Source organism: Actinoplanes sp. CA-131856 (assembly GCF_050956135.1).
In the GTDB taxonomy this organism is placed as follows: domain Bacteria; phylum Actinomycetota; class Actinomycetes; order Mycobacteriales; family Micromonosporaceae; genus Actinoplanes.
Genome location: NZ_CP191849.1, coordinates 6,517,161 through 6,530,168 on the forward strand (window position 1 = coordinate 6,517,161; position 13,008 = coordinate 6,530,168).

At 72.9% G+C, this 13,008-nt stretch carries 8 protein-coding genes; 2 read left to right on the top strand and 6 right to left on the bottom strand.

The features are described from left to right. Positions 1-262 precede the first annotated feature (262 nt). Positions 263-6,706 carry a hypothetical protein gene (locus ACQP2X_RS30325; protein WP_498687660.1) on the top strand — a complete coding sequence of 2,148 codons (6,444 nt, stop codon included), beginning with the start codon at positions 263-265 and terminating at the stop codon, positions 6,704-6,706. Here the strand turns inward: ACQP2X_RS30325 and ACQP2X_RS30330 are convergent. Genes ACQP2X_RS30330 through ACQP2X_RS30350 form a run of 5 tightly spaced genes read right to left on the bottom strand, consistent with a single transcriptional unit; the run spans position 6,690 to position 11,900 of the window. Continuing rightward, positions 6,690-7,754, bottom strand: coding sequence for a GGDEF domain-containing protein (locus tag ACQP2X_RS30330; protein ID WP_498687662.1), 1,065 nt, complete (start codon positions 7,752-7,754; stop codon positions 6,690-6,692). The genes ACQP2X_RS30325 and ACQP2X_RS30330 overlap by 17 nt on opposite strands. Position 7,755: 1 nt before the next feature. Continuing rightward, a complete protein-coding gene (locus tag ACQP2X_RS30335) occupies positions 7,756-8,646 on the bottom strand; it encodes an EamA family transporter (protein WP_498687664.1) in 891 nt (296 codons plus the stop codon). Positions 8,647-8,692: 46 nt separating this feature from the next. Then, positions 8,693-9,877: an ABC transporter permease gene (locus tag ACQP2X_RS30340; RefSeq protein WP_498687668.1), complete on the bottom strand. Its 1,185-nt coding sequence runs from the start codon at positions 9,875-9,877 to the stop codon at positions 8,693-8,695. Continuing rightward, complete coding sequence (locus ACQP2X_RS30345) at positions 9,874-10,587, bottom strand: ABC transporter ATP-binding protein (protein ID WP_498687669.1); 714 nt, start codon at positions 10,585-10,587, stop codon at positions 9,874-9,876. Before ACQP2X_RS30345 ends, ACQP2X_RS30340 begins: the two co-directional genes overlap by 4 nt. Then, positions 10,584-11,900 carry an efflux RND transporter periplasmic adaptor subunit gene (locus ACQP2X_RS30350; protein ID WP_498687671.1) on the bottom strand — a complete coding sequence of 439 codons (1,317 nt, stop codon included), beginning with the start codon at positions 11,898-11,900 and terminating at the stop codon, positions 10,584-10,586. Before ACQP2X_RS30350 ends, ACQP2X_RS30345 begins: the two co-directional genes overlap by 4 nt. A gap of 97 nt (positions 11,901-11,997) precedes the next feature. Here ACQP2X_RS30350 and ACQP2X_RS30355 point away from each other — a divergent pair, with 97 nt between their 5' ends. Next, a complete protein-coding gene (locus ACQP2X_RS30355; RefSeq protein WP_498687673.1) occupies positions 11,998-12,171 on the top strand; it encodes a hypothetical protein in 174 nt (57 codons plus the stop codon). Positions 12,172-12,193: 22 nt separating this feature from the next. Here the strand turns inward: ACQP2X_RS30355 and ACQP2X_RS30360 are convergent, their stop codons facing one another. Beyond that, the gene (locus tag ACQP2X_RS30360; protein WP_498687674.1) at positions 12,194-12,937 is read right to left on the bottom strand and encodes a L,D-transpeptidase family protein; all 744 of its coding nucleotides are present in this window, start codon (positions 12,935-12,937) and stop codon (positions 12,194-12,196) included. Positions 12,938-13,008: the final 71 nt, after the last annotated feature.

Here is a 13,008-nt window from a genome sequence, read left to right on the forward strand (position 1 = left end):
ACTTTGTTACCTGCGGGTAGCTCTAAAGGGGTCCTCAATACGTGTTTAAGAATGACTTAAGTTGAGCGATCTCCTTTGAACCCGATCGCGAGGTTCTCCGTACTCTCCCTCGACGAACCACGCCCCGAGCCTCGGGGAGCGCTCCCGGGGGCGGTAGCGCTGTTCGCAAATCCGTGGTTAACCTTCCACATCCACCGCGTGGGAGGGGACGATCCGGGCACGCGTGACAGACGGGGGGCAGCATGCCGCGAAGGGTCGCCTCATGAGTTTCGAGGACGACGAATATTGGGACGAGGAGTATTCCGAATACTCGCTCGTTCCGAACGCGGCTGTCGTTCAAGAGCGTCCCTTCGTACGCCGTACCGGCCCCGAGCCGGTCATACCCACCAAGCGCGCCGGCGAGGACGGCACGCCGGTCGACGAGCTGGCGGCCCGGCGGCAGCGGCGGGCGAACGGAAGCGCCTTCGACACGAAGCGGCCCAGCTGGCTCGACGACCCGGACTTCTCCCCGGTGGACACGTCCCAGCCCAACCTGGCCGGCGACGACTTCGACGACGTCGACTTCAACCGCCCCGAGCTGGGCGCCGACTTCGAAAATCCCGAGTTCCCGATCGCCGACGGCGGCGCCCGGCGCCGCGAGACCGACCTGCACGACGACATCGACGAGCCGTTCGACCACCGGGACCTGGTGGCATACGGACACGGCCCGGAGCCGGGCGCCGTGACGGTCGGCTGGGACGAGGACTACGAGGAGCCGGCGGCGGAGCGCCGCTCGGGGAGCCGTTGGCGCCGGCTGGCCGGCAAGGCGAGTCCCAAGGCCGCCGACGGCCGCAAGCGTGGTCGTGCCCGGCCCGCTGGGGATCCCTCCGACCGTCCCGCCTCGGACCGCCCTTCCGTGGGCCGTCCCGCCTCGGACCTTCCTGCCTCGGACCGCCCATCCGTGGGCCGTCCCGCTGCGGGTCGTGCTGCCTCGGACCGTCCTGAGCAGCCCGTCTCGGAGCAGCCCGTCTCGGAGCGGCCCTTTTCGGAGCGCCCCGCCTCCGAGCGGCCTGCCGCCGACCGCGGCGTCTCCGCGCCCTCTTCGGACCCCCGGGGTCCTGGCGGGGACCGGCGGGGGCCGGCGCCGCGCCCGGCTCCGCAGGGTGGCCGGCGGACCGAGGGCGACATGCGGCCCGCGGCCAGCGGACGTGCCCGCGTGCCGGAGGCGCCGGGCGACCCGATGGACCTTTACCGCCGCCCCGACCAGGAGCGGCCGCGCCGCGTGACCCAGGGCGACGGCGCCGTCCGCGATGATCGCCGCCCCCGGCCCGCGGCGTCCTTCGAGGACCCGGCGGCCTTCGACCGTGGCGACCGCCGCCGAGCGCCCGACGACAGCCGACGTCGTTCTTACGATTCCTACGACGACCCTCGCCGTGCTTCCGACGACCCGCGCCGCCTTTCCGACGAGCCGCGCCGCGCTCACGACGACCCTCGCCGTCCTTCCGACGACCCGCGCCGCCTTTCCGACGAGCCGCGCCGCGCTCACGACGAGACGCGCCGCCCTTCCGGCGACCCGCGCCGGCCGGACGACCGCTACGCCCCCGGCTTCCCCACCGACGAACGTGGGCGCCGCACCGGCGACCGCACCGCCATGATCTGGGACGAGCAGCCGCGCCGCGACGACGACCGGGCCTACGACGAGGTCGACCCGCGCGACCGTCGCCGCTCCCCCGAGGACGACTACCGCGGCACTTCCCGTCGGCGCGGCGACCGCGTCAGCTACGACCTCGACGCCCGTTTCGAGCTGGACGAGCACTACCCCGCCGACGAATATCAGGCCGACGACCCACGCGACCAGCGCCGCCGCCCCGCCGACTACAACGACCGCCGCCGGTCTCCCGGTTACGACGACCGTCGCCGCCCGCCCGAGGGTTACGAAGACCGAGGCCAGGCAGCCGTCTACGACGACCGGGGCCAGCCGGCTGGTTACCGCGCACAGGCTTCCGCCTACGAGGGCCGCGCCCAGGCGCCGGGTTACGACGAGCGCTACCCCGACGAGGTCTACGACGAGAGGCACCGCCCCGACGCCTACGACGAGCGGCGCCCAGTCGACGCGTACGACGAGCGACGCCCAGCCGAGGCGTACGACGGCCGTCGTCCCGACGCCTACGACGACCGCCGTCCCTGGCCGGCCGACCATGACCCGCTGGACGAGCGCTGGCCGGTCGAGGCCGCCGACGCCCAGACCTGGCCCGCCGACGAGCCCGCCGCCCGCACCCCGCGCACCATCGACGGCGAGATCCTCGACGAGCGCCCCGCCCGCACCATCGACGGCGAGATCGTCGCCGAACGCCACCGGCCCACTGCGGACCCCCAGCACACCACCGCCGAGGAGACCCCCGAGCCGGAAGCTTCCCGCGTCCCGGCCGCAACCGCCGACCTGCGCCCCACGAAGCAGGACGAGGCCGACCCCGCACCGCACCGCACGGAGCCCGAGTCCCAGGCCCCCACCGACGACCAGGCCTCCGCCGAGCAGAACGACACCCCACGAGTCATCAGCAAGGCGGCGCCGCCCGCACCCCCCAAGGTGATCGGCAAGGAAGCACCGCCCCCCACTCCCCGCGTGGTCAAGGCCGACCCACCCACGGCCCCTCGCGTCGTAGGCACCCACGCCCCAACCCCGGCCGCGCGCGTAGTCACCCCCGCCCCCGCGGCTCCGACGCCCCCTTCGCAGCCCGTCACTCCCCAGCAGCCCGCGGCCGCGCACCAGCAGCCCGCGCCCGCGCAGCACCCGAACCACCAGCACCCCGCAGTCGCCCAGCAGCCGCCTGCGAACACCCAGCACCCGAACCAGCAGCACCCCACAGTCGCGCAGCAGCCGCCCACGGCCACCCAGCACCCGAACCACCAGCACCCCACAGCCGCGCAGCAACCGCCCACGGTCACCCAGCACCCGAACCACCAGCACCCCACAGTCGCCCAGCAGCCGCCCACGGCCACTGAGCAGCCGAATCGCCAGCAACCTGCGTCCGCTCCGCAGCCGAACCGCCAGCACTCTGCAGCGCCCCAGGAGCCAAACCGCCAGCAGCCCGCGGCGCCCCAACAGCCCACCCGTCCGCAGCACGCGGCTGGCGAGGCCGGGCCCTATCCGCAGCCCGAAGCTGGACGGCCGGCGCCGGAGGCGTCTCCTACGACCGCTCAGCCGCAGCCTCCCGCGGCGGCCGCGTCGTCGCCAACCGCCCAGCCGCACGCAGGCCACACGGCAAGCGCGAACAACGGCCCCTCGTCGCTGCCCCAACCCAACGCGGGCAGCACCGGCCCAACGCCGAGCTCCGCGACTGCTCCCCCTCAGCCCGCGCGCCCGCCGCACCCCACCGACGGATCGCACAGCCAGCTTCCTTCGCCCCAGTCCCACCCGGCTCCCGGCCGGGCCCCGGCGGCATCCGCGCAACCCTCCGCCACGCAGAACCAGCCGGTCGGCGGCGGCTCCCCCGCGAGCACAAACCCTCGCCTAGGCATTCCACCGCAGCAACAAGGCGGCGACTCCCCGGCAACCACAAACTCCCGCCTAGGCGTCCCACCACAGCAACAACGTGGAGACGGTTCCCCCGCAACCACTAACTCCCGCCTCGGCGACCCACCGCAGCAGCAAAGCGGCGGTTCGCCCGCGACCACGAACTTCCGCCTCGGCATCCCACCGCAGCAGCAGAGCGGCAGCAGTTCGCCCGCGACCACGAACTCCCGTCTTGGTCTTCCCCCGCAGCCGCAGGACGGCTCGGGCGCGCCCTTCGACGCAGCCCGGGGCTACGGCTCGCAGGACCACCGTCCTCGCCGCAGCCCGCGCACCGCCCACGTCACTCTCTCGGAGTCCGACGGGCCATGGTCCATGGTCGCCGACCAGGCTCCCCCGCCTTCCCTGCCGACGACCGGCCTCACCCCGCCGATCTCCCCCGCAGCCCCGCGCCCGTCGTCCGACCACCCGCACCCGGCACCGCCGGCTGCCCCAGTGACGCCGGCGGTTACCTTCCCCGGAGCCGCACAACATCCTCAGGCTCCGGCACCCCAGGGAAACGCCCCACAGTCCTACGCCACGCCGGGCCAGGTCCCCGCCTCCGGCCAGCCCCCGCAGCCTTACGCCACCCCTGGCCACATCCCCGCCTCCGGCCAGAGCCCGCAGCCTTACGCCACCCCTGGCCACATCCCCGCCTCCGGGCAGACCCCGCAGTCCTACGCTGCCCCCGGGCCGGTCCCGCCGCCGAGCGCTGTGCCGCCGCACCAGCCACAGCACGGGGCTCCGCAGCAGCCTTACAGCAGCTCGCCGGAGCAGGCTCGGCCGGCGCACGACGGCACCGCGAGGCCGGCACTTCCGGCGCACGGCGCTCCCCAACAGCAGCCCGCGCCTCAGCAGACGGGTGCTCCGCAGCGGTCCAGCGCAGTACCGCAGAGCTCGGCCATGCCTGGCGCCCTGCCAGCACAGTCACCACAGCCTCAGACGCGGCCGCAAGAAAGCGCACCAAAGGAAAGCGCACCGCAGGCTTACGCCCAGCCACGTCCCGCGCCGCAGCACGGGGCCGCGCCTCCGAACTCGGACGCCGCCCACCCGCAGAACTACGCCCAGCCCGCCGCCACACCGCGCCCGCACCAGGGCCCAGTAACGCAGCACGGCATGCCGAGCCAGGGCCCAGCAACGCAGCACGGCGTGCCGCAGCAGGGCCCGGCAACACAGCCCGGCGTGCCGCAGCAAGGCCCGGCAACACAGCCCGGCGAAACCCCGCAAACCGGCGCACCGGCGGGGACCTCGCCTTGGGCGCCGCCTAGCGCCACGCCGTCTAGCGCCACGCCGCCGAGCGCGCAACCGGCAGCGGGGCCGCAGGGCTTCGCGGAATCCACGGACGTGCCGGTGCCCGGTGGACCGATCGCGCCGGCCGGCCTCGAAGACCATCGGCCGGGTGGTGCCCCGACCGGTCCGCTGCCGTCCGCTCCGGCCTCGCCGGCCGCGTGGCCGCCGCCGTCCGCTTACGCTCAGAGTTCACTCACGCCCGGCCCGACGGCGTCTGCTCAGACGTCCACGGGCCATGCGGCGCAGAGTCATGCGGCGCCCAGCCACGCGGATCAGGATCAGACCGTGAGCGGCCGGACCGCAAGCAGTCAGACCGTCAGCGGCGCGGACGTGAGCGGTCACGCGGTCGACGGCCGGGCGATCGGCGAGTCCCAGGCGGCTGTGCCCGCGGCTCGGCCCGGGTCGCTTGGTGATGTGCGGCAGGTTGCGCCGCGGCCTACGTCGCTTGCTTCGGCGCCGGTCAGTGCTCCTGCCTCTGGGCGTTCCGGTGAGGAAGGAGCGGGGCCGGCGGCGATTGCCGTTCCGGCTCCTCGGGTGCCGTCGGACGGGCCGGCTCCTCACTGGCCCAGCGCTGGGCGCCGGCCGGATGCGGGAAGCGCTGAGCACACCGCTCAGCACGCGGGGCCGGCGCAGGCCGAGGACGAGGCGGCGCGGCCGGTTGAGACGCCGGGTGAGCAGCGTCTGGGGGCGCACGCCGCGCCCTACATGGATCCGGATGGCACGCTGCACAACCTTCGGCCGATCGCCCGGCTCGAGGTGTCCGGGCCCGACACGGAGCCTGTGCGGCCCGCCGACACCGATTTCGGCGGCATGTGGTTCAGCTCCAAGGCCGAGGCTGAAGACGAGCCGCTGACAGAAGAGGCCGACGCCGGCGAGAAACCCCAGCCGGCCGAAAAGCCGGAAATGTCCGAAAAGTCCCAGGTAGCCGAGACGCGCCCAACGGTCGATAGAGGCGAAAAACCAAAACGCTCCACCGACGGCGTCGTCATCGACCTCGACGTCACGGGACTCTTCCGCGCCATGGCCCTCGCCAACGGCCCGGCCGCGGCCGTGGACGAGCAAGAGGACGAGCCGGGCGACACCACCGACGGCCCCTCGACCATGGACGCCGAGGCGGTTCGGCGGCGTATCGAGCAGCGCATGCTCGCCGAGGCCGCCGAGCGCAGCCGTGACGAGCGACCCGAGCCCGAACCCGAGCGGCCCAGCCTGTCCGCGGCCGATCTCGAGGCCATCCGCTGGCGGCTCGACGGCGGCACCCTCCGTGAGGTCGTCGAGGACCGGGAGGCGCTGCGCGAACTGGGTGAGAAGCTCGACGGGCCGCTCGCCGACGAGGTCGACAACGTCGCCAAGGCGGGACTGCTCAGTGTCCGGGCCGAGGTCTACCGCCTTCTCGGTGAGCTCGGCATGGCCGCCGCCGCCAGCCGGCTCGCTCTGGCCCACGCCGAGTCGGCCCGGGACGTGCAGTCGATGGTGATCGCTCAGGCCGAGCTGGCCCACATCCTCCGGTTGCGGCGGGACTTCAAGGAGGCCGACCGCCTCTTCGCCAAGGCCACCGCCGACGATGTTCCCGAGCTCCTGCGCAGCGTCGTGCACGAGAACGCCGGCCGCAGCTGCTACGACCAGGGCCGTCACATGGAGGCCCTGGACCACTTCGCCAAGGCCGTACGTCTCGGACGGCCCGACGACAGCGAACTCGCCGCCCGCGTCGGCGTCTGCCTGGAGGCCGTCTACATCCACGTCCTGCGCGACGGCTGGGGCCCCTATCCGCGCAGCCGCGAGGACATCCTGGGCGTCCAGCCCGAAAAAGAGCCCGAGAAAGAGAAACGACCGGCGAACGACGCCTTCGACGAGCCCACCGCCGAGCAGCCCGTCATCCGTAAGAGTTGATCGACGACGGCTGCACCCGGTCCACGTTCTGCCGGGCCGCGGCCGGGTGGGCCATCGCCGTCCGGCCCCGGCCGCCCGTCTTGGCCTCGTACAGCGCCGTGTCCGAGGCCTTGATCAGCTCGTCGCCGGTTTCGGCGTGGTCGGGCAGCAGCGCGATGCCGATGCTCAGCCCGGGCGCCCCGCCGGGCAGGCCGGTGCCGGCCAGGGCCGCCCGCGCGGCGTCGGCCGCACGCCGGGCCGCCATCCGGTCCGCGCGGAGCAGCACCACGAACTCGTCGCCGCCGAGCCTGGCCACCACGTCGTCGGGACCTGTGGCCGTACCACACAAAGCCTCTGCCACCTGCTGGAGCGCGCGATCGCCGACCGCGTGGCCCCAGGTGTCGTTGATCTTCTTGAAGTAGTCGATGTCGACCGTGAGCAGGGCGAGCGGGCTGTCCGTGCGATGGGACCAGGCGACCGCGCGGCCGATCTCGCTGTCGAAGGAGCGGCGGTTGGCGACGCCGGTCAGCGGGTCGGCCAGGGCCTGCGTCTCCAGCACCTCGCGCAGCGTGTCGTTGCGCCGGCGCAGGCTGTAGACGACGACCATGGTCAGCCCGAAGGCCACGGTCAGCGAGAACCAGTCGGAGGTCGCGTGCCCGGTCGTCAGCACCCGGAAGGCGACCGACGCGTGGGCCAGGGAGATCGCGGCCAGGGTGACGCCCATGAGGCGGCGGCTGAGGAAGTTGGCCGCGTAGAGCACCGGCCACAGGTAGAACAGCTGGGCGCCGGTGCTGGCGTCGTCCGAGAGCTGGTTCAGGGTGGTGATCAGGGCGGTGGCGAAGAACGGCGCGATCAGCCACCAGGCGTGCGGCACCTTCTCCGGCCGGCGCAGGCACATGAGGCCGCCGACGATCAGAAAGGCGCAGACGACGACGGTGGTGACGATCCAGCCGATCGGGCGCGAGCTGGGCAGGACGATGCAGGTGACGAAGTTGGCGGGCGCGGCCGCCAGCATCAAATACGCGACACTCCGGGCAGCGCCGGATTTGTCGCGGATCCGAAACGGCAACTCACGTCCTCCTCGTGTCCCCTGACTTTTCGGCGAGGACCACCTGTTCCTGAGCCTTCTCCCGCCCGGCCAGCGTCACCCCGGCGCTGGCCAGCGTCACCAGCACCAACGCTACGATCTCGGCGCCACCGAGCCGCTGGCCGAGAATGATCAGCCCGGCCACGGCCGCCGCGGCCGGTTCGAGGCTCATCAGGATGCCGAAGACCTGGGTCGGGATCTTGCGGAGGGCGTGGATTTCCAGGCCGTAGGAGGGTACGGACGAGAGCAGCGCCACCGCGGCCGCCGCGACCAGCCAGGACGGGTGGCCGATCGCCTCCACCGCGGCTCCCCCGCCGAACGGCAGGGCGATCAGGGCCGCGACCGACAGCGACACCGTGAGCCCGCCGGCACCGGGCACGAGCCCGCCCAGCCGGGCGCTGCACACGATGTATCCGGCCCAGAAGAGCCCGGCCAGGAAGGCCAGGAGCAGCCCGGTGACCGGGGCCGAGCCGCCGCTGTCCAGCCCGAGCAGCAGCACACCGCCGGCCGCCATCAGGGCCCACAGCAGGTCGAGCAGCCGCCGGGTCTGCACGAGGGCGAGCAGCAGCGGCCCGAGGAACTCGACGGTGACCGCGATGCCCAGCGGCACGGTGCGGATCGACTGGTAGAAGATCAGGTTCATCCCGGCCATGACGACGCCGAGCAGCGCGGCCGCCATCCAGGCCGAGCGGCTCCAGGACCGGATGCGGGGCCGGGTGACCAGGGCGAAGATCACCGCGGCCAGGGCGAGCCGGAGGAACGTCACCCCGTTCGCCCCGAGGTCGTCGAAGAGCCCGTGCGCGATCGAGCTGCCCACCTGCACCGAGGCGATCGCCGTGATGACCAGCAGCGGCGCCGGCGGTTCCCGTCTCATGGGGCCCAGCTTCCCCGACACCTCCGACAGAAAAGCGGCCGCCCGGTCACTCTGTGCGCAACGCGACAACGGGGTCGAGCTTGCCCGCCCGCTGCGCCGGCACCACGCCGAAGACGATGCCGACCGCGGCCGACACCCCGAAGGCCAGCGCCAACGACCACCAGGTGATCGCCGCCGGCACGGGCGACAGCCGGTCCACGACCAGGGCGGCGGAAATTCCCAAGGCCATTCCCAGTACGCCTCCGAGCGTCGTCAGGAGCACGGCCTCCAGCAGGAACTGCACGCCGATGTCGCGCGGCCGGGCGCCGACCGCCTTGCGCAGCCCGATCTCCTTGGTCCGCTCCCGCACCGACACCAGCATGATGTTGGAGACGCCGACCCCGCCCACGAGCAGGCTGATGCCGGCGATGGCGGCCAGTACGCCGGTGAGCACGCCCAGGATGTCGCCGAGCACCCCGAGGATCTGCTCCTGGGTGACCGCGCTGAAGTCGGTCTCCGGATGCCGGTCGCTGAGTGTGGCCACGACCGCCGCCCCGAGCGCCCCGATCCGCTCCCGGTCCGGGGCCCGGATGGCCAGGCCGTCGATCCGGTCGGTGCCGAGCAGCCGCTGCGCCGCCGTGACCGGCACGTGCACCTCGCTGTCCCGGTCGACGCCGAGACTCTGCCCGAGCCGCTCGAACGTCCCGATCACCCGGAACCGCACCCCGCCGATGGTGACCTGCCGCCCGATCGGGTCGCGGTCGCCGAACAGCGACGACGCCACCCCCGCGCCCAGCACGGCGACCCGCCGCCCGGTCGTCACGTCCGTACGCGTGAGATAGCCGCCCCGGTCGAGCTTGCGCACGAACACGGTCGGCGTGGTCTCCAGCACCCCCTGCATGCTGGCGAAGGCCGACTGCGAACCCGCCCGCACGGTCTCCCCCGAGCTGATGGTCACCGCCACCCGGTCCCGGTCGCCCACCACCCGGGTCACCGCGTCCACGTCGTCCATGGTCAGCGTCGAGGCGGTGGGCGCCGCGCCGGCCTCCAGCCGGCCCGGCACGACCAGCAGCAGATTGCTGCCGAGCCCCTCGACCTGCTGCTCGATCTGCCGCTTGGTGCCCGTGCCGATGGCCACGAGGGCCACCACGGCCGCCACCCCGATGACCACTCCGAGCATGGTCAGGACGCTGCGCAGGCGGTTGGCCCGCAGCGCGTCGATGGCCACCCGCCACGCCTCGGCCAGCCTCATGCGGCGGCCGTCCCGGCCACGATCAGGCCGTCCCTCATCACGATCTGGCGGTGGGCCCGGGCCGCGACGTCCTTGTCGTGGGTGACCAGGACGACCGCCACGCCGTCGGCGTTGAGCGACTCGAGCAGGGCCAGCACCGACTGGCCGGTGGTGGAGTCGAGGTTGCCGGTGGGCTCGTCGGCCAGCAGCACGGACGGGCCGGTGACCAGGGCCCGGGCGATCGCCACCCGCTGCTGCTCGCCGCCGGACATCTGGTTGGGCCGGTGGTCGAGCCGGTGGCCCAACCCCACCCGTTCCAGCATCTCGGCCGCCCGGGCGCGGCGCTCCCGCCGCCCCACCCCGCGATAGACCAGCGGCAGGGCCACGTTGTCGCGGGCCGTGGTGCGGGCCAGCAGGTGGAACGACTGGAAGACGAACCCGATCGTCTCGTTGCGCAGCCGGGCCATCTCGGCCGGGCTCAGCGCCGACACGTCGCGCCCGCCGATCAGCAGCGTGCCGCCGCTGGGCCGGTCGAGCCCGCCGAGCAGGTGCATCAGCGTCGACTTGCCCGATCCCGACGTGCCCACGATGGCCACGTAGTCGGTCGCCGACACGGTCAGCGACACCCCGCGCAGCGCCGGCACCGAGACCCCGTCCAGCTCGTAGGTCCGGCTGACGTTCTCGGCCACGATGGCCGCCGGCGCGCCGTCGAGGGAGGCGGGGGCGGTCACGGGGCCTTGTCGCCGGGCTGGATCTCGTCGGCGCCGGAGACGGCGATCCGCTGGCCGGCGTCGAGGCCGTCGGTGATCTGGACGACGTCCTCGCCCTGGACGCCGAGGGTGACCGGAACCCGCTCGTAGCGGTCGCCGCGCACGGCCCAGACCGTGTCCTTGCCGTCGACGCTGATGACGGCCGAGGCGGGGACGGTCACCGCGTCGTCGGCCTCGCGGACCTGGAGGCGGACCACCGCGCTCATCCCGGGGCGCGGGGCCGGGGCGCCGTCGCCGGTGGTGAGGTCGAGCCGGACCTTGTACGAGACGCCGCCGCGCGCGGATGTCGTCGGCAGCAGGTCGATCGAGCGGACCTTCGCCTCGTAGGAGGCGCCCGGGGCGGCGTCCAGCTCCACGGTCGCGGTGGTGCCCGCCTTGACCAGCAGGACGTCCGTCTCGTCGACCTCGGCGGTCAGGCCCAGGCGGCTCACGTCGACCACGGTGAGAAGGGGCGTGCCGGCCGCCACGAAAGCGCCCCGCGGCACGGCCTCGTCGACGCCGGGGAGCGCTCCACCGCCCGAAGATGCGGAGCCCGCCGCGGCGCCGCCCCCGGACAGAAGGTCGGTGAGGGAGTTTCCGCCACTGGCCACGCCGCCCAGCTGCACCACTCCGGCCACCGGGGCCCGCACCGTGAGCGCTTCGACCGCGGCGTCGGCCAGGTCGTACGCCTGCTGGGCCTGGAGCCGCTGGGCCGACGAGAGGGAGCTCACCGCCTCACCCAGCGACGCCACGCCCTGCTGGACCGAGCGGAGGGCGGCCGCCGCCGCGGCCGAGGCCAGGTTGTACTGCCGGCGGGCGGTGTCGACCTGCTGCAACAGGGTCTGCCGGATCGCGGGATCGGTGATCTGAGCGGCCGCGGCCCGCGCTTGCTTGTACGCCTTTTCGGCGTCGGCGTCGGTCTGATGGCGTACCGCAAGGAAAGCGGAGGAATCGCTCACCGCGACCGATCCGCCCGAACTCTGATCGAGAGCTCGTTCGGCCGAGCGGCGGCGCGACTCCAGCTCGGGAGAATCGATCACCGCGACCACCTGGTCCTTGGTGACCCGCTGACCGGGCTCGACGCGCAGCTCGGCGAGGGTGCCGGAGGCGGGAGCGCTGACCGTGGCGGCGGCACGGGCCGTGACGGAGCCGGGCGCCTCGACGATCTCGGCCACCGTGCCCCGGGTGGCCTCGCCGAGACCGACCCCGCTTTCGTCGTCGCCGCACGAGGCGGCCGTGGAACTGACCAGGAAGATCATCGCTGCGGCGATCACCAGGGGTCGTGAGCGGGTCACGCACGCCACTCTATGCCGAGGCGGGAAATGAACCGTCCGGGCGGCCGGATCCGTAAAGAACGAAGCACCGCCGACCGAAGAACAAGGGGTGGAAATGATGAGCGCCGACGAGCTGACCGTCGTGCATCACGATGACACGGTGAGCCGGTTCACCGACGTGCGGTACACGCTGGGCCGCGACGGCCTCTGGCTGGTCACGGCCGGCGGTGTCGAGCGCCACTTCGGTGCGAACGAGGTGCTCACCACCCACGCGCGGAGGCGGGCCGCGTAGCGCGACCCGCCCCCGGGCGACATCAGGTGCCGGGGCGGCGGCCGAAGGTCTTGACCGTCATCCCGATCTTGCCGACGCTGTAGTACGCCTTGGCGTCGACCGGCAACAGGTTGACGCAGCCGTGCGAGCCGCGCCACTTGTCGTGGATGTACGTGGTGGTCTGGTGGAAACCCATACCACCCTTGAAGCGCTGCCAGTAGGGGAGCCAGACCTCGTACGGGTCCGACCACTCCTTGACGGTCCGCTTGTTGATCTTGAAGGTGCCGGCCGGCGTACGGTAGCCCTTCATGCCGGTGCGGACGACGGTGAACGGCGTGATGCGCTTGCCGTTCTTCATCACCCACGCGGTCTGCCTGGTCAGGTTGACGCAGAACGTGACCCCGGTCTTGGCGGCCTTGCAGTCGGCGATCTTGGTGCCCGCCAGGCGCATGACCACGTCGTACGTGGTCGGGCCGGCGAGACCCTGTGCCGGCTGGATGCCGTACCTCTTCTGGAACTTCTTGATGTTGGCGCAGTCGGTCGCGGACTGCTTGCCGTCGACCGACATCTTGCCGAAGCCGCCGAGCTTGTTGAGCAGGATCTCGACCGACTTCTGGTACTTACCCGTCGCACAGCCCGCCGCTGCGGCCTTGGTCACGACGACCGCGGCCACCGGCTTGCTCACCACGGCGCCGGCTCCGGCCGGTGACAGCGCCACGGCGCCGAGACCCCCGCCGACCAGGACCGCGATAGCAGTCCCGGTGAGGCGGGCAGCCACCCGTCTCACTCCCAATGTGCTTCCTCCCCAGGAAATGTGTTCGCATATCGAAGCACAGACGTGCGACACATAGATCCCGG

What these genes read in the sequence shown, in the direction of transcription:
- ACQP2X_RS30325 (WP_498687660.1), top strand. Translation starts at nt 263, where the DNA reads ATGAGTTTCGAGGACGACGAATATTGGGACGAGGAGTATTCCGAATAC.
- ACQP2X_RS30355 (WP_498687673.1), top strand. Translation starts at nt 11,998, where the DNA reads ATGAGCGCCGACGAGCTGACCGTCGTGCATCACGATGACACGGTGAGC.
- ACQP2X_RS30340 (WP_498687668.1), bottom strand. Translation starts at nt 9,877, where the DNA reads ATGAGGCTGGCCGAGGCGTGGCGGGTGGCCATCGACGCGCTGCGGGCC.
- ACQP2X_RS30335 (WP_498687664.1), bottom strand. Translation starts at nt 8,646, where the DNA reads ATGAGACGGGAACCGCCGGCGCCGCTGCTGGTCATCACGGCGATCGCC.